Here is a 26941-nt window from a genome sequence, read left to right on the forward strand (position 1 = left end):
AAAGATTATTAATTATGCCAATATACACATCCAAAAACGCTATAAACAACGTTCCTCTAGCTGAAAAAAATCAAACTAACAATGATGGCGGAGGTAAACTTCACTGTTTACTTTTCCAAGACAATTCCCGTTTAGTAGATATAGCTAGAGGCGGTATAAAAACATCTCCATTAAAAATTGGAGATGAAAATGAAGCTGTTAGATTAGTTAAGGTTGCATTAAATTTTATTGATGAAAGGGATGATCTATACCCTGAATATAATATTTCTGAACTAGATGTGAACTCATATAAATTTGACTCAAATCTAAAAGATGCAATTACTCTCTTTCAAGAAAAGTTTAATATTCCGATTACAAGTGTGATCGATTGTATAACAATACTAAAAATAGATAGTAAATTTCTGGGAGATGAATTTTTCGATGTTCAAAGAAAAAAATATATCGGAAAGTCAAGTAATAAGGAATTTAGTTTCGTACAACAATCTCTTACAAATAATAAATATGAATATTCAATCTCATTTCGTGAAAATGACCAACCTATTAAAATTGAATTAGATACGGTTCTTAAAGGAAAAATAGTTCGAAAAGATATTCTTGTTAATGATAAAATTTTAAATATCGATTTATCAAATAAGACCAAAAATGAAATTCTAAATAAACCTGAAGTCCAGCAAATATTCTCAAGTTATAATATTGACGGTCAGAATTTTATCGCAATTCTTAATCCCGCAGAAACTAAAGTTCAATACAGTACCGCAAATAGTCATACTAATACTTATATACTAGATTACCCGGAAGAAGAAGAAAACACCCCTCCGTTATTATTTGATGACGAAGATGCCAAATTACATAAAATAGAAGAAGGTGACTCTCCTGAAAAAATAATTCTTGATAATTATTATGGAGGTGGCGGTTCCCCGATTATGGATCCATATAACAACACTGTAATATTTACTCTTCCCGAAAGAAAGGCATTCCCTGTCGCGAAAAGAAAATATGATGCCCGTTTTCAGTTCTATCTTAATTTGTTATATTACTATAATTCAGAAGAAAAAGGTTCAGATATAAAAGAATGGGGACTAGTTAAAACTGGTAATTATCAAAGATATCCTATAAGTCATCTTAATAACATTAATATTTTTGCAAATGAGTTTGACGAAGACTCTCCATATACTGCATTACCCAATTATTATCGTTTTTTAAGCGAAATGGAAAGATTAAATCCTAATAGTAAAATTGAGTTTGACAGCAATGGGAATACAACTTCATTTTCGACTATTAAAGGAAAAAACATTAGAATTCCTTCCAGAAAATTTGCCGATTCAATGTATTATTTTCTAAACTTCAGGCCAAATGAAATGTTAACGCCTGTGGCTGTTCCTACTGATACTCCAGATGAAGAACCTTCATCTGTTATGGATTACGTTATTGATCAAGCCTTAGATTTTTTCATTAATAAAGCAGGAGATGCTCTCGTGGATATTGTTGAGACTGGTTTAGATTATGTTGACGAAGTAGTAGATGATGCAATCGCATTGTATAAGGAAGCAGCAGAGTTTTTTAAAAAAGCATATAATTTTGCTATTGACGTTTTAACTAAATATTGGCCAAGAGGGCTTGGCGGTACTATCGCAATTGGAGGAAGTATTACTTGGGGAATTCCAATTCAAACAAAAGGGAATGTAGAAAGAAGCCTTTCTAGAAAAATGTCCAAAGAAAAAGAATTAATAATTGTCTATAGTACTCAATCAACATTTGGTGTCGGAGCTGATGTAGCAGTCGGAACTAGTCTGGGTTTACATACAGGAGGACATGGTACATCTCAGAAAAAATTTGGTTTAAATGTTGGAGCAGGTGTAGGAAAATCATATGATATCAAAATTGGAAATGAATATGAATTTCCGGTTAGAAAAGAGGAAACGGCATTATTAACTATGATTATTAATGTTTTTGGAGGTACACTGGTAAATGCTACAGCTGATGTTTTAGAATATTTTGATGTCATAAACTTAAATCCAAGACAATACTTAACAAAATTTGAAGTTTCTTTTGAGAAAAGCCTTACTGGCTGGGCTGGCGCACAAGTAGGAGTTGATACAGGAGATGGTATTAGCACACCAACACAAAACCAAGATACACTAGCTCAACAAGATAACAATAGAGGTTATGGTTTTATAGATAATATTTTCAATAAATTACCAGGTATGGGCGCTACAGGTGAAGCAGCTTTTAAAAGTGGCGTTGCTTTTAGCTATGAGGTAGACTATGGGGACAACCCTTTAACTAAGAATCATGAAGGCAGGGTTTTTAAGACTATCGAGATTGATACAAACTATTATTCCCAAAATACTTTAAGTTTTGGGCTATTAGGAAGCTTTTTAAAAAAATTATTTATAAAATTACTTCCTGGAGCAGACTTGGTAGGAGCCTTTTTTAATGCATTGTCATTTGATGAAGGAACGATGTTTGGAGTCAAGTATAGCTTAGAAAGAGTTGGTTCAGCTGATTCTCTAGGTCCTGGTGATTTCGATTTTACTGGTCAAAATGTCATTGTCGACACTCTCAGTGGTCATTCTATAAAATATTCTAGCCCAGGAGAAAAAGTAATCAAACAAATTTCATTGTATTATAGCACATTTACAGGAGATGTAAATTCTCTCTGTCAACCTGGTACTGAAATAAAATACAACTTTAATGTAGGTACTTTATATCAAATGATTAAGGATAGAGAGACTTATGACTATAGCTTTGAAAACGTATTATCATTATTCAGAAGTATAGAATTTCATAAAAAAGTTGGTGTATTAAATATTAACACGGGACAAACCAAACTTGTCCGTGTAAAAATGCCTGATAAAAACCTTACTGCTCAAATTGTGAGTGCACATAGAGATAGAGCAAAACCGGAAGTCGAATTAATTTCTAGAATGTTAGAACAATCTTTAAAATTGAGTAAATCAAACACATTTTTCGCAGGTGGATTAGCCATTGATGTAAAAATGGAATTAGAAATAAGTCTACTAGCAAAAGCAATAAAATTTTACTTAAAAAAATTAAATTATAAGTATAAATCTTTAAGCAATAGAACTCTAAGAAATAGATTCGAAAAAGAACTGGAAAACCAAAGATTGAAGATTCATAATGCAATTAGAGCCAAAGCAAAACTTAATCAAACCAACACTGAAAATCAAGTCATAGCTGAATTAGGAGCTGATTATTATGACAAACTTTTTGATGATAACGTTACCGGAATTTATCCTGGCAGCAATATTGTTGGTTTAAACGTTGTAATGGATCAATATATAAATTCGGCATCTGAAGTAGATTATCTAACAGCTTTAATCAGATTTTTAAAAGGAATTAAACCTTTTAGTCTTTACATGAATAATATAAAAAGATTAGGAGAAGATGATCTTGATTATGGCATAACTAAAATTATAGATTATTTTAATTTTATTGCTACTTTAGCGCAGCTTGATGTAACATTAGAAGCAAAAGCTGGGGCAAGTTTTGGAGGAACTGTAAAAGCGGGAGAAGGAGCAACTATAGGAGCAACACTTGAGGCATTGGCTGAAATAAACTATCAAGCTCAATTATATAAGAATGGAAATCTAACATTTTTGGATCCTCAAGATCCTTTACGAATTGTTTACGAAGAAATCCGTAGTTTGTTAGGTTTTCAAAAAGAAAATAAGCGTATTGCAGCAAAAACAATATTACAGGTCTTAAAGTAGTAATTATGAGAAAACCATTTTATTTTATTTTCGTTTATTTAACATTGTTCTCAACAACATTTTTAAACGGGCAGAATTCAAAAAGATATAATCTAATTCATTTTGAAAAAAATGAAATGAATATAAAAGGCCATGTTAAATCATTACAAACCTACTATTCGAAAATCAATGAAAATCTGCCTAAAAAAGTTAAAAATGAAATAAAAGTAAACAATGCAGCAATTTGGGTTTATAAGTATTTAGAGCTTTACAAAAATGGCCATCCAAAAATCAGTATAAGTAACATTCCTGATTTTGGTCTAACAAATCTTCCCTTTAAGGGCCTTAATGTTGATATTTATAATTATGAAAATAAAGATCTAGAAAAAAAAGAAGCTATAAAATCGGGCTATAGAAAATATAATCAAAACACCGATTATTTTATACTATTGAAACCAAACGTTGATAGATACTACTTTTCTAAAGTTCTTGATGATTCTAGTGTTCTGATTGATCAAAAAAATTTAATTCAAGACCTTTATGTCTACAATTATGACAGCAAAGGTCGTATAAAAGAAGAATTACAATATGTTTTAAATCCATCAGATACAATCCCACTTAAGAAATACAACCCGAAGTACTTTGATGTTAAAATATTATTCTTTTACAACGACAAAGACCAGGTTATAAGCCAAAAAATTGTTTCAGGCCCAGAGAATGAAGAACAAATAAAATCTCATTCATTTGATGCACTAAATACCGAATATGAATTTTGTAGTGATTTACAATTGAAGTATAAATACGATAACCAAGGGCGTATGGCTCAAGCGTTGCTTTATGGTGATGGAAAAACTATATCTAAAGAAGATTATATCTATCATGCTACAAAAGACTATGTAGAAAAAGTAAAATTTTATGTTTCAGGAGCAGGAGAAATATCCAATCCCACCAAAAATTTTGTGAAGACTTATAATGAACAAGGTGATATGATTGAAAAAGAATTTATCCTTGATTTTCCTGAACAAACTCTTGATGTTAAAAAACTCTACTACACCTACGAATACGACAACCATAACAACTGGATAAAATGCAACATGTTTCTTGAAGGAACACCTGATGGAGAACCAACTTTGGTTGCCGAAAGAAAAATCGAATACTACAATTAGTTTTTTACAAAACACTATCTCAATACTGCGCTTAAGTTTTAGGTGCAGTAAAAGGTAGTTTTATGCTGCTTTTAAAGAAGACTTCTTTTCTACATACTTCATTTCATAGAGGTAATACATTAAAATTCTCTTTGCTTTTAACAGCAAACATTCATTTCATCTTTTCAAAAAAAAACATAATTGTTCACCTTCTGAACAACTGTGTTAAGTCTTAAAATACAATTGTTCAGTGACCTTGCATCCGTTTTTTTAGACCTGTTTTTTTTCAAATATTTGCAATGTGAAAAAGAAACAACTATCAAAATTAAAAGCAAAATTCACATATAAAACACAATTTTCTGATTTAGACAAAAAGACTTAACAACAATGTTTTTTAACTAACTATTGAAACAATTAAAAATTCATGGTCATAACACCATTAAAAAACACAACTACCTAAGGAACAGGTAAAACACAACACAAAAACACATTTCAAAATTATTTTGTCCTCTCTTGCACGAAAGGAATACACTCTACCTATGCCTAATTTCTAACAGAAACATTTGGAGAGAATTACAGCAAGATTTTAAACAAAAAATGGAATGAGTTTGTGTAAACCACTAACAACAGAAAATAAATTTTAGAATATGTCAAATCAAATAATGCACCCCTCGTTAAGCCAATTATTACCATTAGACAAAATCCCTAATGAATTAGAGGCAATCAGAGATGCCCTCGCAAGTCTTTTTGATTCTGTTTTTGTCAAAGATTTAATTGCCAGCCAAAGTTATGACAACTCTTCTGGTTTTTATAGCATGACATTAACCACTTACAATTCACTTGGACTTGATATTCCGCTAGCGCAAGATTTAAAGCTGGTTTTGAATCCAACTGTCGATGGCAATACTGAAATTCCAATCAGTTTTGATTACTCTTGGATTATTCTAAAGTACATCAATGATTTCAATTTTGAATCATTTGACAATACTATTGAATCCGTATTACGTATTCTTTTTGAATTAGCAGAAATCAACGAAAAAACATTTTTAAATGAACTTATTAATACTTTTTATCCTGGTGCTAATGCATTAGTAGATTTTGTTAATCAGTTTAATAGCGTACACACAGACGCTTTAGCAACTTTAAACGACCCAAATGCATCCTTTGATAATCAGGTAGAACATTTGTCACAGCAAATAGGGAGTTTAGACATAGACTTGCTAAAATTTGCTTATGATAGTCTTCTAAATGTAGGAAATGAAGGATTAGATCGTTTGAAAAAATTATTTGCCCGCTATTTCGATAATATTGAAAAAAATATCAAAGAAGCCTTAACTCTTCAGTTTAGAATGGCTATCAACGAAATTAGTGTAGGATTACAATTTCCTCATAAATGGTTACAGCCTGTTTATACCGGTGTGGAAAATATTCCCAACTTAACTTTAGATCAGCCATTACCTGACAACTATTTCAGCTACTTAAAATTCGATGTAGGAAATTTAGAATATTCTTCAAACAGAGGTTTTATTTTTAACAATATCAGTGCCTTTAGTTTAAATCGATCAATGATTGGAAATACAGGATTAATTGCTGATTTCTCAGGGCTTAAAGTTGACTTAACTCGAGATAAAAACATCCCGGAAGCCGATGCTGATGGCAGAAGTTCTTCTTTCAGGGGTGTTTATGCTGAAAAGGCAAATATCAAATTACCTGAAAAATGGTTTAAAAAAGACGGTGATACAACATTGCAGCTTTTAGGCAGACACTTATTAATTGGTACTGAAGGAGGAATTTCCGGAACTATAGGATTAGAAGCTCTCAACAATGAAAACCCTCCTGAAGAAAACGATCATATGTGGTTTAAATTGGCTAAAAGTTTCAGAGTTGGTTTTAACAAATTTGATATAACATTCAAACAAAACAGGGTAATCTCCTCTAACATAAAGGGTGCAATAGAAATTAATAAATTAAACTATCCTAAAGATCATCCTGAGGCTGGTAAGCCTTTCCATGTAGACATCGAAGGTCACTTATATGATGACGGCGATTTTAACTTAACCGCTTCTTTTAATAATGCAAATGAGCCAAAAGCTAACTTATTTGATCTGGTAAACTTCGATTTCCACAGTTTTGAACTTGGAAAACAGGATGACGATTATTATATAGGAACTTCTTGTTATGTGTCTTTCCCAGAAAACACATTAATTAATAAATTAACCAAAGGGCAAGGTTTTGACGTTGAGAAACTACGTATTTACAGCGATGGAAATATCGAAGTAGAAGGCGGTTCTATTCCGATTCCAATTAGTTTGTCGGTAAATCTTGGACCTGTCCAGATGGCGGTGAGTAATATCAACTTTGGTTCTACTCAAATTAACGGACGTAAATATAATTTCTGGGGATTTGATGGTGCGATCAGTATCAATCCTTTAGGGCTAGATGCGCGTGGTGAAGGAGTTAAATACTACTACTCTACAGATGATGGTCCAAAAGAATCTTTCTTAAGAATTCAGACGATTGAAGTCGATTTGATGATTCCGGGAACGGCTACAGAAGAATCTGCTATGGCTATTATTCATGGAATGATTTCGCTTCCTCAGCCTGGAGTTTCTCCGGAATTCATGGGAGAAGTTTCCTTAAAATTACCAAAAGCAAAAATCACAGGAAGTGTAGGAATGCGTTTTGCGCCTAAATATCCAGCTTTCTTAGTAGATGCAAGTATTGAACTACCAACTGGTATTCCGCTTGGATTTATTTCGATTACCGGTTTCAGAGGTTTATTAGGATTTAGATATATCGCAACTAAACAAGCAGCAGGATTAACAACAGATAATTCATGGTACGAATTCTACAAACATCCAAAAGCGGGTATTAATATTCGAAAATTTAGTGGTCCGCCAGATTCTTTACAATATAAATCACCGTTTTCAATTGGAGCCGGTGCAACGTTTGAAACTACCGGAGGAACTATTCTGACGCTTCGAGCGATGCTGTTACTTTCTCTTCCAACCTTATTTTATATTGAGGCAGGTTTGAGTGTACTTAGTGATCGATTAGGGCCTATTGAGAAAGATCAAAGTACTCCTCCATTCTTTGCAATGGTTGCCTTTGGTGACAACTCGCTTGAAATGGCAGCCGGAGCCGATTTCCAAATGCCTAAAGCAGGTGGAGAAATTATTCAGTTACATGCTTTATTAGAAGCTGGATTCTTCTTTAAAAATCAAAAACCCTGGTATATTAATCTTGGATCGAAGAAAGATCCGATTATGGCGAGAATCCTGACTTTGTTTACTGCTAAATCCTTCCTGATGCTTTCGGCTCAGGGAATTGAAGCCGGTGCCAGATTAGATTTTAAACTGGAAAAAAGTTTTGGTCCTGCTAAAGTCAAATTGTGGGCTTACTTAGAAATGGGTGGAAAAATTTCATTCAAACGTCCGCAAATGGGTGGTTATATTGCTGCTGGTGGAGGAATTCAGATTAAAATCTGGATCATCAATGTCGAAATTGTACTAGATACTATTTTCTCTGTCGAATCATTCAAACCATTTCTTATTTATGCAAAACTAGAGTTAAGTGTTCGTGTCAAAATTTGTTTTGTCAGAGTTCGTAAAACATTCTTAATTGAACTTCAGTGGGATATTAACAGAATTGTAGACCGCACGCCATATAGTCCGCTTCCTATGGGAACTTATGGAGATGCTAACGACAACAGAACTGCCGAGTATGTAAAAGGTGTACACATGCTTACAAACGAAGCATTTTTACTGGATTATTTTACAACAGAGCCTGCTAACGCAAATGCGATTTCTAAAGTGATTCCTTTAGATACATTTATCGATATTAAAATGGCTAAAGGTGTATTACCTAACAAAAGCCTAAACAAAGTAATTGGCGGTTACACGGCAGATGCCAAAAATTATACGGATATGATGCCGCCTGAAGGCACATCTAAAGCGGGCCGAAAACTTCGTCAGGTAAAACATGAATATGCGATTGAATCGATCGGATTAAAATCCTGGGATGGAAGCAAATGGGTACCGTACCATCCTTTTGAGGCGGTTACTCCAGTGGACTCCAGAGGACTTGTATCTAATTTACCATGGGCACAATGGCAAAAAGTAATCGATCAGTATGACAGTATTCGTGTATTGGCAACCAATCCGTTCTCGTTTTTAAGTGCAGGTGAACCTGGCTGGCATGTTCCGGAACAATTCGGGATCACTCCATCAAAATTATTCTGTATCTCAGATAAAATTGAAGAAGAGTCAGTCAATTTCTTGAATAAAAAAATTGGAAAACGTTATTACGTTCCTACACAATACGAAGCAGACAAGATTAATGGATTATTTTTCAAATTGGTTGGAGAAGCTCCGGAAATTGTAGACGGAAAACTTATAAATGGTGATTTTATGAGCATTACTGCCGAAAACAATCCGTTTGGTTATAGAAGATCTTTGTCATTCAAAAACTATGATAAGTTAGAAATTATCTTCCCTGAAGGAGCTATTGAACCTTCTTTCAAAATTACAACGCATGCAAAAACAGTTAAAGTTAGTGCTTATACTTCCTATTTTGAGAAGGGCGACAAGTTACCTAAATATAAAATAGTCCAAATTCGCAAATCTAATAGTGAGCCAGTTTCGGATGAAGTAACTTATACCAAAGCGGAATTAAATTCTGGTATCAAATTATTCGATAATGTTACTGATCTAGCATTAAAAGATAAAATCGATAAAATTATTATTAGTCCGGTTGCTGCAAATGCAGACGCTATTTTAGATGTTCGTAATAAGATCGCGGCATTATTTGATTCTGCTTACACTTCTGCAGATGGCGAATTCACTGTGTTAGAACCAAGTGATTTGGATGAGTTTGACAGATTGATGGCAGTATTAACACAATTAAAAGCAGATGCCGGTAACGACAATCCAACTGGAACTTCTGCTCCGTTAACTTTTACACATTTTTACGGATATAACGGAAAAGCGGTTTATAATTTTGATAAAGTTTTCAAATATAATGACACTTATTTAGTTTCATTTCATCCGCAGCCAAATACTACTGTTATTGCTCAAATTGATGCTAAAGGTAATTTTGTAAGAGAACGTTTATTGAATGGTATAGTAACATCAATGCAGGTTGTAAATAATAATTTATTGCTTACTCAGGCATTAGATGCAACACAGTGTAAAGGAATTGGAGAAGCAATAATCAATGATAATTTTATTGTTGGATGCATTAATCCTGCTGCGACAACCGCCATTATTGAACTTGATTCTGAATTGAACAAAAACTTCGGAATGCAGTATTTCAACACCTATTCTACAGGTTTCAATAAATTACTGCCGCTTTCTAATAATGAATTGCTTTGGGTGAATACTTTAGACAAAGCAACTCAAATTAACTGGGTTAACGGTACCGATCGTTCCATCATTAAATGTCTAAAAATCGACGATGTTGCTGTCAAAGTGGTTCAGCATAATGTTACTGATTTTAGTTTAATTACTAAAAATAAGAAAATCGTTCATTTCAGTATTAATACAACTACTCAAACCATTTCGGTAACAAATACACAACTAATTTCTGACGCATCAATTTCAGAGATTAAAGATGCCACAATTGTAAATGGAAAAGTTCTGCTTACCGCTAAAATGTCAAACGGAAAATTTGGATTAGTACAAATTGACGGAACAAATATCAATATCATTAAAAACGATACCATTTTTGATTCTGCGGTTTATCTTTCAAACAACACTCTGGCCAATAATGCTGTTCTTGCTTATAATGAAAATTATCTGTTTGTATTCAACACTTCGTTAGCGCTTACAAGACTAATTGAAAGAGGAAGTACAGATGATAATGCAACTATTGTCAATATTCAAAACGAACCATCAGTTAATGAAATTTTGATGCTTTCGTCTAAAGCAAACGAAAAAGGAATTTATTTCTCTCTCTTTAATGATCAATTTGATAACTGTTCTTTACATCCTGCAACAACTGTTTCGGTCGTTTCATCTGCATCTGCTCTGACAATCGGTGCTGTAAATTCAACTAATTTAACTAATGTAGAAAAATTTGAATACACCAGAGGAACAAGATCTTCAAAATTGCTTTCTATTAATAATGTGATTTGTACGGCAGGAGGAAATTCTGATGATGATCCTGAATTAGATTACACTACCTACATTCAACAAATTCAATGGTTAAGCAAGGAAAGTGCAATGCACAATTTAACAATTCCAAGTGCTATAGAAGTTGCTGAAGATAATAAAGCTATGGAAGCGGCGATTCAAAATACGGTTCAGCCGATCTGGAGACCAAATACAACATACTGTCTAAGTTTTACTTTAACCGATAGAGTTGATGATAAAGACACTACCAAATTTAATTATCATTATGGATTCAAAACATTAGGACCGGTAGGCCACTACCCTGTTCCAGATCCTGTGATCCCTGTTGGTCAGATCGCTCCGACTAAAAATGAGTTAACAGAATTGTCAAAATCACCGTTAACTTCTTTGAGACAGTATTTAGATTACAACCGTTCTTATCCTAATGCTGATGGAAGTTTATTGTTGTCGAAACCTTCATTCTACGGAAATGAACAATGTAAAGTTTCTTTGTTCTTTAAAAATCCGTATGTGTCGCATATGCTTAAAGGTTGGGAACCTTACGGTGGAAAATCAAAAATTGATGGTGTATTGAATCTTATCATTAATGATCCTTTAAACGATGTTCTTATTCCATATCCATTACCAACTGAGAAAACACCATATCCTAAAGCGGAGGAACGCAATATGCAATGGGTTGATGATAATGACCCAAGAATTCCTTTAAACATCAAAATGTTGCAAAATATGATTAAAGGAAGTCCAGATTTAAAATGTACAATCCAAATTGGATCTGCTTTAAAACCAAAATCTTATGGATATGAAGTGAAATTGACAGACTTAAAACCTTCAAAATTATATACCATTTTAGCTAAAAACTATTTTGATGATAATGAGAACGGAACTGCAGCCGAAAATGAAAATGTCTTAATCCATCAGTTTGGTTTCCAGACTTCCCGATACAGAGATTTTGCAGAACAGGTTAACAGTTATGAAATTGATGCAGCAACATCACGAAAAGCTTTATTTGATATTCCGTTAAATTTAAGTGTAGATCAGATTGCTTCTTTAAACAATGTGATTTTTGGTCAGACAGATACATTTAGTGAATCTATTGCATTAAAATATCAGCATTTATTTGATCGTGCGGTTGAAGGTATTTTGAAAATGTCTCCTTTAGATCCTGCCCAGTCAACTGAAGTCAACAGAATTATTGATACAAATACAAATGAAGTTGTAGCACTTCTAGTTCGTAATCCGGAGCCATTCAATATTCCTAAAATTCCGTTAGAAGAAATTAAGAATACTGTTTCTGTAGTTGATGAAAACGGAACTAAAAAAGCAAATTATCAAGTATTGCATTCTAAAGATTACTCTCAGATTCTAATTATGAATGACAGTAAAAAAATTACTGATACAGCTTTAAACATCAGGTTTGAATACAGAATGTGGAATAATAACGGAACAGTTGACGCAAATTCTACTCCATTAACAGTTCGTGTTGGTGAGCCGGTCGTATTACCTATTAAAAATATAAATCTTTAAAAACAATAAAAAATGAGTTCTATAAATCTTCAGGAAAGCCAATCCTCGGGTTGCGAAACGTATATCGCTATCGTAGTCGATGAATCGGATTCGATAAATGGAAACGAAGCGCAGCAAATACGCGATGGGCTAACTTCATTTATCAATTCTCAGGCTCAGAGCAAAATTACGCTTTCGCTAATCGGAATGTCAAATAGCGACAGTAATACAAGATCTGAGCATGTTCTTCAAAAAAGAATTTTGGGTAATGCTGCAAGTTTTCAAAGCTGGGTAAATGCATTTGGCTTAAGATCTGCCGATCCTCAGTCTGATCACTGGGCATCTGGTCTGGAAGTTGTAAACAACCTGACTGTAACTCCGGACATTGTTGTGGTAGTTACAGATGGTTTACAGGTGAATGACAATGATTTACTGAAAAATTTATACAATAATCTAAACGACAAATCGCATGTTTTTGTTTACGGTGTTACAAGCACCGTAGACAATGCATCTGAACTGATAACTCCGCTTACCAACTTTTTAGGAAAAGCTCCAGTTGCAAAAACCAGTGGACTTACGATCTTAAATTCAGATTACATCAGAGTTCCGGATTTCAGTACTTTAGGTTCAGAATTAAACCAGCTTGCCAATGATTTGTCGGGAGCACAAATTGGATGTTTACCAAACGTTAGCATTGTGCAGAACAAAATGGTTTATCCGGCATTAAAAAAAGGTTTTGCCGTCCATCAAAGTGCAGGAACTTTAGTTCTTAGAAATAAAAGCCGCGTAGCTTTGACTATTGCAGCAGGAACAAGAATTCACAGTCCAAGCAGTGTTGACGGTCTGGTTTTTAAACTGGAGAATACTGTTGTTATCCCGGGATTAGGCAATTTGGAAGTGGAAATTCGAATGGACGGAACGCCGGTTGCAATGGGCAATTTCACTGCTGTTATTGATTTAAGAAATATCTACAATCCCAGCTATGCTTTTCAGATTAATTTTACTGTGACCAAAGAAGTCCAGATTGTTGATCTTAATTCATCAAAAACAGCATTACAATCTACTAGTTTGCAAATTACTGCCGCCGGTTCTAAAGGTATTGACAGTACAAAAGGAATTCATCTTCGCTGGATTTTGGCTGGAGAATTAGGAGAAAACCATCTTCCAAAAGGTGATTTGTTTACAGGAACAAATTCTAATTTCAACAAAACTGATGATTTTGTAAAAGTTTACAGAGCAGCTTATACTAAAGTTAAACATAAACTTGATTTAACAGTAAAGCCTCAGTCAACTGACACTATGAATGCATTGTGGATTTATAAAACATCAGATCCACAGAGATCAATTTATGTTTATTTTAGAAACAAGGCAAAATACCTGTTAACCAAATCAAGTATTAATCCTATGTTAAACCCATCCGGTTTTATTCAGGCATACGGAAATAATATTATCGAGATTGAGAGTAAAAATGAATTGTTTTTTGCTGCTGAACTAAGTTTTGATTCTACTGCTAGCTCAAGCATGGTAAAAATAGAAACCTTATCTGTTGCTGAAAATAAAATCGCAGCATCTAAAAGGCTTACTAACCGAAAAACCTTTACCTCAACTCAGGCAAGTACAGTACGTGTAGTTGCAGAAAACGGAAGAAGTATCCGACTTAAAGCCAACAATTGTTTATTGAGTGAAATCAATTTCGAATTCTATTCTGACTTTATTCAATATGCAAATGAAAATGCTCTTTGGGATTTAAAAGGAAAATATGCTTTGACTCTTGATGATAATAAAGCATTTGAACAATTAGAACCAAAACTAAATGCTGTTCATGGAAAATGGTTAAAATTTAATGATGATGAATACGTAAACATAAACAATTATAAAGACAAATGGAGACGTACGACAGCTGCAGATGATAAAAACATTAAAGAAGTTATACAAAGCTATATCTTATTGAGTAAAGATGGAACAAATCCAAAAGCTGAAGAAATTGTTAAGTTTAATGACAGTATTCCAACTAACGATCCTCAAGAAGGAGAAACAGCAGAATTTGCCGAAAATTCAACTAAGATTTCCAATCTTGATCTGCTAAACATTGCTGCAAATGACTATCATATTGCCAGAATGTTAGGTTTGGGATGCATAGATATTGATGAAACTGTTCTTTCCGGAGAATTTATTTATCTGACAGAGTATGTCACAATTAAAAACTTAGAAGGAGGTTCAACACCAAAAGAAGTACAGCATCTTTCCATGAGTATTCCGACTTCTGTAAATACAGAACGTTTACCCCTTCCTGTTCAATTAAGTAAATTTTTACCTGGATTAAATGCCGGTTCAGAAGAAGAAGAACCAGCAAAAATCACAGATCCTGAAGGTTATAGCTTTGACGGAAGGAAAAGATATATCAGTTTGTTTATGAACGATATCACAGATTATAGTGTAAATACTGCGTTCTTTGATGCTACAGAAGAATTTGACGGAAGTTCTTTCACTTTCCCTATTTATGCCGGTGTTGATTACAAATTTAAAGGAGAAACCAGCTGGCAAAAACCTGAATTGGCTTGTGATACTGCCTATTCAAACGTTAAAAAAGATTTGACGACTGGTTCTTATGAGCCTGCTCCAATTATTATTCCGGAATCAGGAAAATCATTTTTAAATGTTCGTCAGGAAAAAACGGGTCCGCAAACCTATGTTTATCAGGGTTACGGAATTAATATCTTTTCGAGAGCGACTTCAGGAAGACAATTAGAAGTTTTATCACATATTAAGCCTACGAATACTTTATTGCCTCCAACTGGTATCAATCCATTGTTGATTACAGAAGAGAATCCATTAATGTTTACTTCGGTTAATGAACAGATTAAATTTAAAGAGCTTGCAGATGATGAAACAGTAACTGACAAAACATATATCAGACTTCTTTTTGAAAATGGTGCTGTTCAGGAAACGCAAAACTATCCGATTCCTGATGACATGAGTAATGCAGACGCCTTACTTGCTGATAAAATTTATCCGGACAATGAAGAGCTTTTTGCTGATTATTTTAAAGTGTATTACCGAGATAGTCTACCTCAGATTGAACACGCTAAAATTGAAGATATCTCAAACAGTGTCACAAGTGAGCTTACTTCTGTTATTAGAATTCAGGAATACAAGATTCTAAGCAGCGGTGAAAATATTAAAGTTAACTTAACGGAAGACAATAAAGACAGATTCATTGGTGGTATCCTGACGGTTGGTGAATTAAATTATATCATTCAAAAAATTGATATTGTTACTACCACCGGAAGATTCAATGCTGATATCGAAGTGCTTAAAAAAGAAGTAAGCGACAGTCTTGTTTCAGATGGAGATGCCACAATAGATTCAGAGCAGATTAAAGAGATCAAAAAGCCTGTTAACGAATTATGTACTTTAGTTGAGAACATGCTAACGCCTGAAAACTGGAATCAGCCAAGTCCGCTTAATTTTCATGTTCAAGTTCCGCAGGCTCTTAAAACTATTCACAGAGAAATTATTTCTCAAAAAGACAGTCAGGGAAATGATACTTTACAAATTGAAAAAACAAGAGGAATCTGGAGAGATAATGTATCTATTGAAGAAGTTTTAGAAAAAGCATATCAGGTTGATGCAAAGGGAGAATATGTATTGGATAAGGATCAAAATCCAATTCTTTTACCTGAAACAGAAAAGAAACATTTTGGTTTGTATAAGCTGACTTTTAATGGATATCAACTGGCACAGCATCCTCAATATACAAATGACGGACATTCTGTAGAATGGATGACTGGTTCGGTTCGGTTATTTACCGACAGTTGTTTTAGCGGTACAAATCCGATTCCGGTAAAATCCAGAAAAGAATTTAAAGTAGTTAAAACAGAATCTAAAGAAACAACCGGAGAATTAATTATTTATATAAATGATCCGAATTTTAAAGTTAAAAAGGATGGTACTCAATTGGTAGATCCTTCTTATGATAAAATTATTACAGGTACTAAAAAAATAAATTACTATCCAGGTTATAAAGTATATCTTTTTGCAGATCCTGCAAACGGGATTACAGCGGCAAAAATTCAGCCGAGAGAAGGAGAAAATACACATTATTCAATTTTCGGAATCAGCTGTCATTCTAATTATTTAGATTGTGATTCTAGAATTAGTGTGCCTAGTCCAATGTATGCGGTTAGAATTGAAAAACCTGTAAAACCTGAAGATGTAAAAGGGCCTTTGTATGCGACAAGACCTGATTTCTTTAACAGATCTACCTATACGCTAACAACCAGATATACGCATCAGCCTTACGGAATGTTGTATTACAGAGCCAACGATCAGGCATTATTAAATGCTTTGTACGAAACAGCAACAATTGCAACGATTCGTGAAGAACTGACTAAACTGGGAGGAAATAACGAAGCTTATTTTACAAACAGATGGGAGAATTTCTTAAACTTTAACGGACTTCAGAATGTGACTAATTATACAACATATCCTCCAGAAAGCATCTCAGAAGAAAATTATCATTTCCCGGTTCCTAACAGTAAACTTTTGATATTTGAAATCAATGAATTTATCAAATGGCATAATACAACACAGGGTGAAAATGTTCCTGAAATAGAAACTCTAACAGCTTTAAATCAAATCATTATTCCGAAAGAAGCTGGAATTGCTGAAGATCTGTTGGCGATTCATTTTATAGAACAGGTTATTCACGCCACTTTTGTACCGCTTACCGAAGTGCCAATTATTTATGAATACATTAAAGGTGATGATTATGTTCCTGTCAATAAAAAACAAACCATCAAAGACAAGAACGGAAATGTTTTAAAATATCTTGATCCGGAACTTGATATTGCTCCGATGATGAAAATCACAGATGCAACCCATTTCAAAACCCAGTTTACTGACTTTAATCTGGATGGAAATTCACAAGACATTTATTTTTATGGTGTACGTGAAATGGATGTTAAACTGAATTTCAGTGAATTCAGTACATTTTTAGGGCCTGTGAAACTAGTGGCATCAAATTCGCCGCAAACACCGGAGATTAAGAGAATTATGCCTGTTCTAGAAAATGAAGTATTAGGAATCAAACCCGCTATCCAAATTGAACTGAACGCTTACAAACCAGAGTATAACATCAGAAAAATCAATATCTACCGAGCAAAAAACATGCTCGATGCACAGTCTATCAGAACAATGACAGCTGTGAAAGAGGTTTTGATTACCGAAGATACTTTATCTGCTGATTTTAATAGCGTTTGGACAGTTTACGATGAATTTGATGACCTGGAAAACGTTCCTTACGGAGAAGGTATTTTTTACAGAATCACAGTTTCAAGAGAAATTGAATATGCTGATCCAAGTTCAACAGAACTTAATCCGATCATCAATATTGATTACACGCCATCGCAGCCATCAAAAATTACTGCTACAGTGATTGCTGATACTGTTTCGCCTGAATCTCCAGAATTGAAAGCTTCCAGAATTGAAACCGGAACAAACGGAGAAATCTTAAAACAGGTAATTTTTAGCTGGGAAAAAACAGTTCACAACGGAAAGTATCATTTATACAAAATGAACAGTCAAGGAAACTGGGAAAAAATTCATCAGGTTGTGTCTAACCTAAACGAATTAACTCTTCCATTGGATGACGTCCAGTCTTACACTGATGAATTGATTATCAAAAACGCTGATGGTGAAAGAATATACTATCATTTCAAAGTAATCTCCGAAAACTCTTCAGGAATGTACAGCAGTGAAGAGAAAATTTTAACCCTTTAAACCTCAATTTAAATACCAATGAAGTAAAATTCATTGGTATTTAAAATCAGTTGATCAAATAAATATTTACAGCAAGAAAATAAAATTAAATAACATGGCAACAAGCAGAATTAACATTGGCAATAAATTCAAAAATGCTGATATCCCTTCAGAAAGTGACTTTGAAGAAATCTTTGACAGTTTTGTTCATAAAGACGAAGACAAGGCTAATTTTCAAATGGTTGAAGCGGGCACTGACAATGAACATTATGTAACTCCTTCTCTTTTAAAAGTAGGTTTACAAAATATTGGAATTATTACAGGAAATAGCTACATGCCTTTTAAAGAGCATTTTGACAACTTTGCAGGCAGAACTTTACCTTTAGAAAAACTCCCTGTAAAATTTAGTGTGAAAGCATTTAAAAATGGGCAATTACTATTAGAAAAAGAAAGCGAAGGAGACGAAGGAGACTACATTATTAATTATGATACAGCAGTAATCACTTTTTCGTCTAATATCGACAACAGAAATATTGAAGTAGATTATTGGTATAAAAATTTAAGTCCAAATCCTGGTGGAGGATCAACTGCGCCAATTGATTTTACCAGTTTTTTACATACATCAGGAAATGAGACTAAAAATGGCATTTTAACTTTTAATAACACTACTCCTGCCTCAACGAGTGGTATCGTACTGAAAAACAGCGGTGCAGATGCAGGATCTAAAGTTTTGGATGTAACAGTAAGCAGTGCTGGAAGTGGTGTTTCGGTTCAAAATACAGCAACAGGAACTGGTATTAAATTATCTAACAGCGGCACCGGTGTTGGTGTTTCTTTGAACTCAACGAGTGCAACAACAGGAGATCCTTTACAAGTATCGAAAGATAATATTGTTAAAGCTAAAATTGATAAAGACGGAAATGTAACCGCTGAGAAATTTATTACTACTGGTGGTTCACGTTCACAATTTGTTAAGGGAGATGGTTTTCTAGACCCTACAGTTTACGCAGAAGACACTAAAGTAATTCATACCACTGGAAACGAATCTAAAGATGGAGCATTAAATTTAACGCACAATGATGCCGTTCAGGATGTTTTAACTATTACTAAAAATAATAGTGCTAATTGTTTAAAATTAGTTCAAAACTCTAGTTCAAATGCCACAACTTCCACTTTTGACACAGGTAGTGACGATGTTAACCGAAAAGCAATTAGTGTTCAAAAAAAAACAGTCGAAAAAGCCTTTATTACACATGATGGAAATCTATCCGGAACTTCATTTACAACCTTAAACGAAAAAGCGGATATTACCGATGGATTCTTAACATTAGCAGGTTCCAATACTCCAGCTGTAATGGCTGATCATGCAAAATTATATGCCAAAAAAGACGGTGTTACTACTGATATGTATGTAATGGGTAGTGATGGTGTTGAGAAGAAAATTGGAGGCGTTGTTGATTTATCAGGCAAAGAAAATAACATTGCACCAGGAACTACAGCACAATATTACAGAGGTGATAAAACCTGGCAGACACTTGATAAAACAGTTCTTGGACTTGCTAATGTTGATAACACTAGCGATTTGAATAAACCGGTTTCAACGGCGACTCAGACAGCTTTGAATGGAAAAGCAACAGATGCTAATGTAATACATACTACAGGAAATGAATCTTTTTCAGGTTATAAATCGGCTACTAATTTTCCGAGTTTATCTGGAATATTGTTAGTAAATGCTTCTGGAGCAAGTACATCAGTTTTAAGTGTAACAAATAATTCATCAACTGACGCAGTTAGTATTGACAGTAATTCTAACGGAACTGCTTTACTTGTGAGGACTAATAGTTCATTAGGAGGTACTGCATTAAAAATAGAAGCCTCATTTCCATCAACAGGGAAAGCTTTATTATTCGCCAAAACAGGTGTAGATACAACTTGGATTTCTAATAACGGAGATTTTACTGCGCCTAAACTTATCAAATCAGGAGGTACTTCATCTCAATATCTTATGGCCGATGGATCTGTAAGCACTTTTGAACCAACTCAAATTACTATTACAACGTCTGCAAACATTACTACTGATACTTTAGATGTAAATGGCAAAAAACAACTTGGTAAAAATGTCATCATTAACAATAGTACAAGCACAATAAATATTACTGTAAATGGGGGAACAGATTTTAATGCATCATACTTAAAACACGGAACCGGCGCAATTACTTTTGTCCAGGCTTCTGGCAGAACATTAGTACAGGTTAATGCAACTGCTACACTAAACGGTGCAGCTGGAAGTACTGCCACAATTTCGAGCATTGGCACTACAGATTATTTAAGAATTTCAAACGTATAATTATGAATCCATTATTATTTTATGAATATGGACTAAGCAAAGCTACTCCTGCTCTGCCATTTGTTTCTACTTGGAAAACTGATAATATTTCTTCGGGATCTAGTACTGCTTCACAAGTGAAATTGCCATTGATTAGCTCTGGTGCTTATGCTTTTAACATAGACTGGGGTGATGGTTCAACAAATTATATAACCTCATATAACCAAGCACAGACCTTACATACTTATGCCACATCAGGAACTTATACTATTACAATTACAGGAACTTGTAAGGGATGGTGTTTTGCCAATTCCTCTACAGGTGATAGATTAAAAATATTATCGATAAGCTCTTGGGGGAATTTAAAACTTGGAACTAATGAAGGTTTCTATTTTTATGGGTGTAAAAATTTAGATTTATCTGGAGTATCAGACATATTAGATTTAACTGGAACTACTTCATTGGCATATTGTTTTTCTTCATGTACATTACTGACAACAGTTAATAAAATTGAAGAATGGAATACTTCTGCAGTGATAAATATGTTTTGTATGTTTTCTAATGCACCTCTATTCAACCAAAACATTAGCCCTTGGGATACTTCGAATGTGACAAATATGGGCAGCATGTTTGCTGGCGCTAGTGCATTCAATCAAAATATTGGCTCTTGGAATACTTCTAATGTGAAAAATATGAGCAGTATGTTTAATGGCGCTTCTACATTCAACCAAAACATTGACCCTTGGAATACTTCGAATGTGACAGATATGAGTGGTATGTTTTACAGAGCTTCAGTTTTCAACCAAAACATCGGCTCTTGGAATACTTCGGCTGTAAAAGATATGAATACAATGTTTGCTTCTGCAACAGTATTTAATCAAGATATTAGTTCTTGGAATACTTCGCTTGTGACACGTATGGATAATATGTTTTCTTCAGCTGCTGCATTCAATCAACCTCTAAACAACTGGAACACATCTTCTGTGACAAGCATGGGTAGTTTGTTTTATTCAGCTACTGCATTCAACCAAAACATTGGCTCTTGGAATACTTCAAACGTGACAAATATGCGTATGATGTTTTATCTCGCTAGTGCATTCAACCAAAACATTGGCTCTTGGAATACTTCAAATGTGACAAATATGGAAGCTATGTTTTCTCAAGCTACTGTATTTAATCAAGATTTAGGAAGTTGGTCTGTATCCAAAGTTACAAATATGGGACAAATGTTTGGTTATTCTCCTGCATTTAATAATGGAGGAAGTCCAAGTATTAATAATTGGGACACTTCTGCCGTAACAGCTATGTATTCAATGTTTGCTTCTGCTGATAATTCTGTTTCTGGATTTAACCAACCGATTGGCTCCTGGAATACTTCGAACGTGACCAATATGTCCAATATGTTTGTTTCAGCACCTAAATTCAACCAAAACTTAGGCGCTTGGAATGTATCGAAGGTAATAAATATGCAGTACATGTTTTGGAAAGCTAAAAGCTTCAACAATGGCGAGAGTCCTGACATAAACAATTGGGATACTTCGAATGTGACAAATATGAGTGTTATGTTTAATAGGGCTACAGCATTCAACCAAAACATTGGTTCTTGGAATACTTCGAAAGTAACAAGTATGAGCACTATGTTTGCTTCAGCTACAGCATTTAACCAAAACATTGGCTCTTGGAATACTTCAGCTGTAACTGATATGGGTAGTATGTTTAGTGGCGCTAGTGCATTCAACCAAAACATTGGTTTGTGGAATGTATCAGCTGTGACAAATATGAGTGGTATGTTTGGTGATGCTGTGACATTCAATCAAAACATAGGAAATTGGAATACTTCAAATGTGACAAATATGAGTGGTATGTTTAATAGGGCTACAGCATTCAACCAAAACATAGGAAATTGGAACATTAGTAATGTAGCTAATTTTTCATCTTTCATGAATGAAAAATCATCTTCTACTTTTTCAGCATCAAATTTAGATGCTATATATAATGGTTGGAGCTCAAGACCTGTAAAACCTTCGATAACTATTTCTTTTTGGTATGCAAAATACACATCAGCAAGTACGGCTGCCAAGGCTATTCTTACAGGAGCACCAAACAATTGGGTAATTAGTGACGGTGGAGTAACTACATAATAATCCCTATAAAAAAACTAAAAAATTAAATTAAAAACAATTAAAAAACAGAAAATGGAAAACGTAACAATTAATAAAGAAGAAATTAAAACAATCAACGCAGAACAATTAAAGAAATTACAGGACTTTAATGTTTTTATGGATAAAGCCAGATTATCGCTGGGAGAATTATCTATTCAGTATGAATTTCAAAAAGCCGATATTTTGAGTCAGATTGCGGTTCAGCAGCAAAATTTTAATGAGCTCGAAAAAGTAATCAAAGACGAATACGGAGATATTCGTGTGAACATCGAAACCGGAGAAATTGTAAAACAGGAAGCAGAATAAATTCTTGAAAACAGTTTTAGAACAGCTATCAGGAGCCACCAATTTGTTAGTTTTTTTAACGTGGTTCCTTTTAGCTTTTATCGGAGCTTTTATTGCTGTGATAATTCGGGCGAAATTCAATTACAAGTATAATACAGATACTCCATATCGTTGGTCCTGGTCGTTTTTACTTCAGGACAATCTTGTCAATCTTACCATCGGATTTTTCATTTCGCTTATCTTCTTCAGATTTACCAGTCAGTTTTTGCAGGCAAATCTAAACATCTGGCTTGCATTTATTCTTGGTGGAGCTTCTAACGAATTGGCATTGCAATTCGTAAAATTTAGCCTTAGCGCTAGAAAATAAACTTATGTCCGGCGAAGCAGTTTAAAATTCTTTTTAAAAATTTTACTCAATATTCTTCATTCAAACTATTTCATTCGAAATGGTAAAGGACAAACTATAATCATTTATTAAATAAAATATGGAATATTATAACATTGCAAAGTCATTGACTGCAACAAAAAATGATTGTGCTGCCGGAGTCAAAGGAAGTTCCGTAACGCTTACTGCAAATGCAAATCAGTTTGTATCGACAATAAATGTTGATGATGCCAATGCAAAAGCCGAAGCATGGTTAGCAGCAAATGTTCAGGCGTATGCCAATAATGCAGGAACGTGCAGGATTACGGCCTGGAGAGGAATTAATGCGACCTGTGTTGTTGAACCTACTGTAACGCTATCTCCTTTTAACTACATGATCATTCGTTATAAATGGGCATTAGGAGCCGGGCAGGATTTTGATACCTATACAGGAATTGTAAACTCCGGAACTCCTCTGGATAACAAATGGATGGGATGGGGTCACGGATTTAACAACGAAATTCCGGAAAATGCTCAGGCTGCGAACTCTTACATCATGTGGGCAGGCGATAATACTCAGGCAAATGGCGTGGAGAGCTGTCTTGTAAATTTTAGCAAAATAACAGCTGACTACCCTACTTTAAATACTATTCAGGTAAGAATGGCGGGATCATGGTACAGAACACTGGGAACTGGAAACATAGATGTTGAAATCGTGACTTATCTCGGTGGTACAATGGAAAAATCCGGCTTTGACATTATCAATGTTGGAGGTACAATGGTAGATCAGAAAAAATTTTCTAAAAAAGTACCAATTCTGGGTACCAATCTATCCAAAAATATTGAAGCTGTTACCAATCTCGGGTTCATTACCTACACCAAAGATTCTTCTACAGGTCAAATCGTAATTAAATATTAAAAAAACAAAAGTATGGGAAATACAGGATATAAATCTTTTGCAAATCTCGAATTATATTACACAGATGATGGGAGTTCTGCAGGGCAAACAAAACCAAATATTGTCACAGATCCAGATTATATTGCGCCAGTTTTAGATACTGCTACGTGTGCACCAAGTACAAGATATTATAGTGTAGAAAAAAAACTAAGTGCAAAAAAAAACAACTGTGGAACTGGATATAGCGGAAGCACTGTTACACTTACTTCATATCCAAATCAATTTTTATCCACTGTAAGTCAGGACGATGCAAATGCTCAGGCCGATGCATGGTTAGCAGCCAATGTCCAGACTTATGCAAATAATTCAGGCACCTGCGAAATTACTTACATCCCTCCTACTGGCGGTGGTGGTGTCGGAGGATGTTTTGTTGAAGGTACATTAATCACTTTACCAGATGGAACGAGAAAGGCTATTGAAGAACTTACGCTAGATCAATTATTACTTTCTGCTGAAATTTATACACTTAATGACACTAATAATGCAGATGAATTGTATAAATGGTCATGCGGTTATTTGGCAGAAAACAGAATTACTTCACCTATTACAAAAATCACAAAATACACCGCTGATAAAACTATTATCGTAAATAATGGTTTGTTTGAGGCGACTCCTACTCACCTGCAGTTAATTCAGCGAAATGGCTATTGGAGGTTTATTCCTCTGGGGGATATTTTGGTTGGTGACAACTTATATACAATAGATGAAGAAATTATTCCGGTAACTTCTGTAGTGATTAATTTAGAAAAACGAAACATCTATCCAATGACTTTAAATCCGTTTCATACCTATTTCGCAAATGGAATTTTAACTCATAATTACAAACAAGCAATGGATAACGATAACTAAAACAGAGATTTAATGAACAAAAATTAGTTCGTTCTTTTAAAAATTTGCAGGTATTTAATCCAAATTCTACACTTAATTCTTTTTGAAATTGACAATCAAATTTTGACAATACATTTTATTTCAAAAAGTCTTATTAAAATAGAATTTGGATTTGCCTGCATATTGTATTCAAAGAAAAGTCCTAAAAATGGTAATTAATTAAAAATAAAAAATGAATACCAATCATAACAGAATAAAAGTCGCCGATTTAGAAAAAAATGAGGCCAATAAAATCTTAATCACAAACAGTGATGGGGAATTAGAATTTGGTGATATTAACAATGGTCTTGATTGCGCCGTTCCAGGAAAAGTATTAGATGCCAGACAGGGTAAAGTGCTAAAGGATTTAGTCGATACTATGAATACTTTACTTATTTCTGACGATGTGAATTTGGACACAGTTCAGGAGCTTGTGGATGCAATTAAGACAGTTCAAACTTCGCTTAGCACAATATTGGTTAATGACCTGACCACGGGCGGAACCACCAAAGCGCTTACTTCTGAAATGGGTAAGTTTTTACAAACCAATAAAGTAGATAAAGTTGCTGGGGAGAGGCTGATAAATGCAACGGAAATTTCTAAATTAGGTAACCAAACTGGCACTAATACGGGCGATCAAGACTTAAGCGGGAAACAGGACATAGATAATCAAATATTTGTGAATACTTCTGGATTGATACAAGATTCCTGGCACGGCAAAATAGTAACCTTTACCGCTAGCTCCACACAAACGGTTCCCGCAACTGGTCTGCGTGATGGTTTTAAGTTTGATGGAATTGTTGACCCAACTGTCACCCTTAATACAGCAATTACGGCTCCTAAAACATGGTATGGTAGCTATACAGGAGCCGCAATTCCTGAGAATAGCATTTTTACATTTATACAAAGAAAAGGAAATGTTAACAAGGTTTCAATTTACGGATCATAATGACAACACTTAGAAATACAATATTTGGACGTTCTAAACACAGCCCCAATTTATTTTTGGGCGGAGTTGCGAATTTATATCCAACGAAAGCACTGTTGGCATCAAAATTAAATACGCCTATAAATAATATATATAATTTTTCTATAACGGGGTCGGATATTAGTTGTTGTATTGTTGCTGTGTGCACCCCTTCTGGTTTTACGGATATTACAGCATTGACTTATTTTGAAGACAGATCAGGATTAATTCGTTATTTTTTGGGTAATGGTTATTATCCCTTTAGAGGATGCACAAATTTAAAATATGTAATCATGCAGGGCATTTTGAAATTTGGACCTTCAGCTTTCGGTAACTGCATAAATTTGGAATATATAATTGCTCCTAAACTTGACTCAATTGATTCTGAAGCAACTAATGATGGAATAACAATATTTCAGTCTTGCAATAAAATAACACAGTTAGATTTTCCATTACTAACCAAGTTTTATTCTAACTATGCGCTGTCAGGACTCACAGGATTAACTTATTTTAATATACCAAAATGTACCACATTAGGAAAAACAACAGGAAATAACTCTTTTTTTCTTAACATAAAAATAGGGTTGGTTGTTAACTGTAATGTTGCCCTACAGACTTGTAACTCAGGAGCGGCAGATGGGGATTTACAATATGTAATCACATCAAGAGGCGCAACAATAAATTATATGCCATAAATATTATTTACGATGCTCCAAACGATGTAAAACAAGCTACCATAGAGATAAACGATATATATAGA

The 26941-nt window shown here is 34.2% G+C and carries 12 protein-coding genes; all 12 read left to right on the forward strand.

All coding sequences use genetic code 11. From position 1 onward, the window contains the following. The first annotated feature begins 14 nt into the window (after nt 1-14). Nucleotides 15-3734 (forward strand): hypothetical protein, encoded by a 3720-nt coding sequence (locus tag OZP12_RS15430; protein ID WP_281225927.1) that lies wholly within the window; start codon nt 15-17, stop codon nt 3732-3734. Between the two features lie 116 nt (nt 3735-3850). Then, the gene (locus tag OZP12_RS15435) at nt 3851-4879 is read left to right on the forward strand and encodes a hypothetical protein (protein WP_281225928.1); all 1029 of its coding nucleotides are present in this window, start codon (nt 3851-3853) and stop codon (nt 4877-4879) included. 626 nt (nt 4880-5505) lie between these two features. Continuing rightward, on the forward strand, nt 5506-12513 hold the full coding sequence (locus tag OZP12_RS15440; protein WP_281225929.1) for a hypothetical protein: 7008 nt from the start codon (nt 5506-5508) through the stop codon (nt 12511-12513). 12 nt (nt 12514-12525) lie between these two features. Further along, nucleotides 12526-18273 (forward strand): VWA domain-containing protein, encoded by a 5748-nt coding sequence (locus OZP12_RS15445; RefSeq protein WP_281225930.1) that lies wholly within the window; start codon nt 12526-12528, stop codon nt 18271-18273. 94 nt (nt 18274-18367) lie between these two features. Then, on the forward strand, nt 18368-20599 hold the full coding sequence (locus OZP12_RS15450) for a hypothetical protein (protein WP_281225931.1): 2232 nt from the start codon (nt 18368-18370) through the stop codon (nt 20597-20599). A gap of 2 nt (nt 20600-20601) precedes the next feature. Continuing rightward, nucleotides 20602-22719 (forward strand): BspA family leucine-rich repeat surface protein, encoded by a 2118-nt coding sequence (locus OZP12_RS15455; protein WP_281225932.1) that lies wholly within the window; start codon nt 20602-20604, stop codon nt 22717-22719. A gap of 54 nt (nt 22720-22773) precedes the next feature. Next, nucleotides 22774-23046: a hypothetical protein gene (locus OZP12_RS15460; protein ID WP_281225933.1), complete on the forward strand. Its 273-nt coding sequence runs from the start codon at nt 22774-22776 to the stop codon at nt 23044-23046. Nucleotides 23047-23050: 4 nt separating this feature from the next. Beyond that, a complete protein-coding gene (locus OZP12_RS15465; protein WP_281225934.1) occupies nt 23051-23392 on the forward strand; it encodes a hypothetical protein in 342 nt (113 codons plus the stop codon). Nucleotides 23393-23510: 118 nt separating this feature from the next. After that, nucleotides 23511-24308: a DUF5977 domain-containing protein gene (locus OZP12_RS15470; RefSeq protein ID WP_281225935.1), complete on the forward strand. Its 798-nt coding sequence runs from the start codon at nt 23511-23513 to the stop codon at nt 24306-24308. Nucleotides 24309-24320: 12 nt separating this feature from the next. Next, the gene (locus OZP12_RS15475) at nt 24321-25196 is read left to right on the forward strand and encodes a DUF5977 domain-containing protein (RefSeq protein WP_281225936.1); all 876 of its coding nucleotides are present in this window, start codon (nt 24321-24323) and stop codon (nt 25194-25196) included. 211 nt (nt 25197-25407) lie between these two features. Further along, nucleotides 25408-26163, forward strand: a complete 756-nt coding sequence (locus OZP12_RS15480; protein WP_281225937.1) for a signal recognition particle receptor subunit alpha — start codon at nt 25408-25410, stop codon at nt 26161-26163. Then, nucleotides 26163-26876: a leucine-rich repeat protein gene (locus tag OZP12_RS15485; protein ID WP_281225938.1), complete on the forward strand. Its 714-nt coding sequence runs from the start codon at nt 26163-26165 to the stop codon at nt 26874-26876. The genes OZP12_RS15480 and OZP12_RS15485 overlap by 1 nt, the downstream gene beginning before the upstream one ends. Nucleotides 26877-26941 lie beyond the last annotated feature (65 nt).

It is taken from the genome of Flavobacterium aquiphilum, assembly GCF_027111335.1.
GTDB lineage: Bacteria > Bacteroidota > Bacteroidia > Flavobacteriales > Flavobacteriaceae > Flavobacterium > Flavobacterium aquiphilum.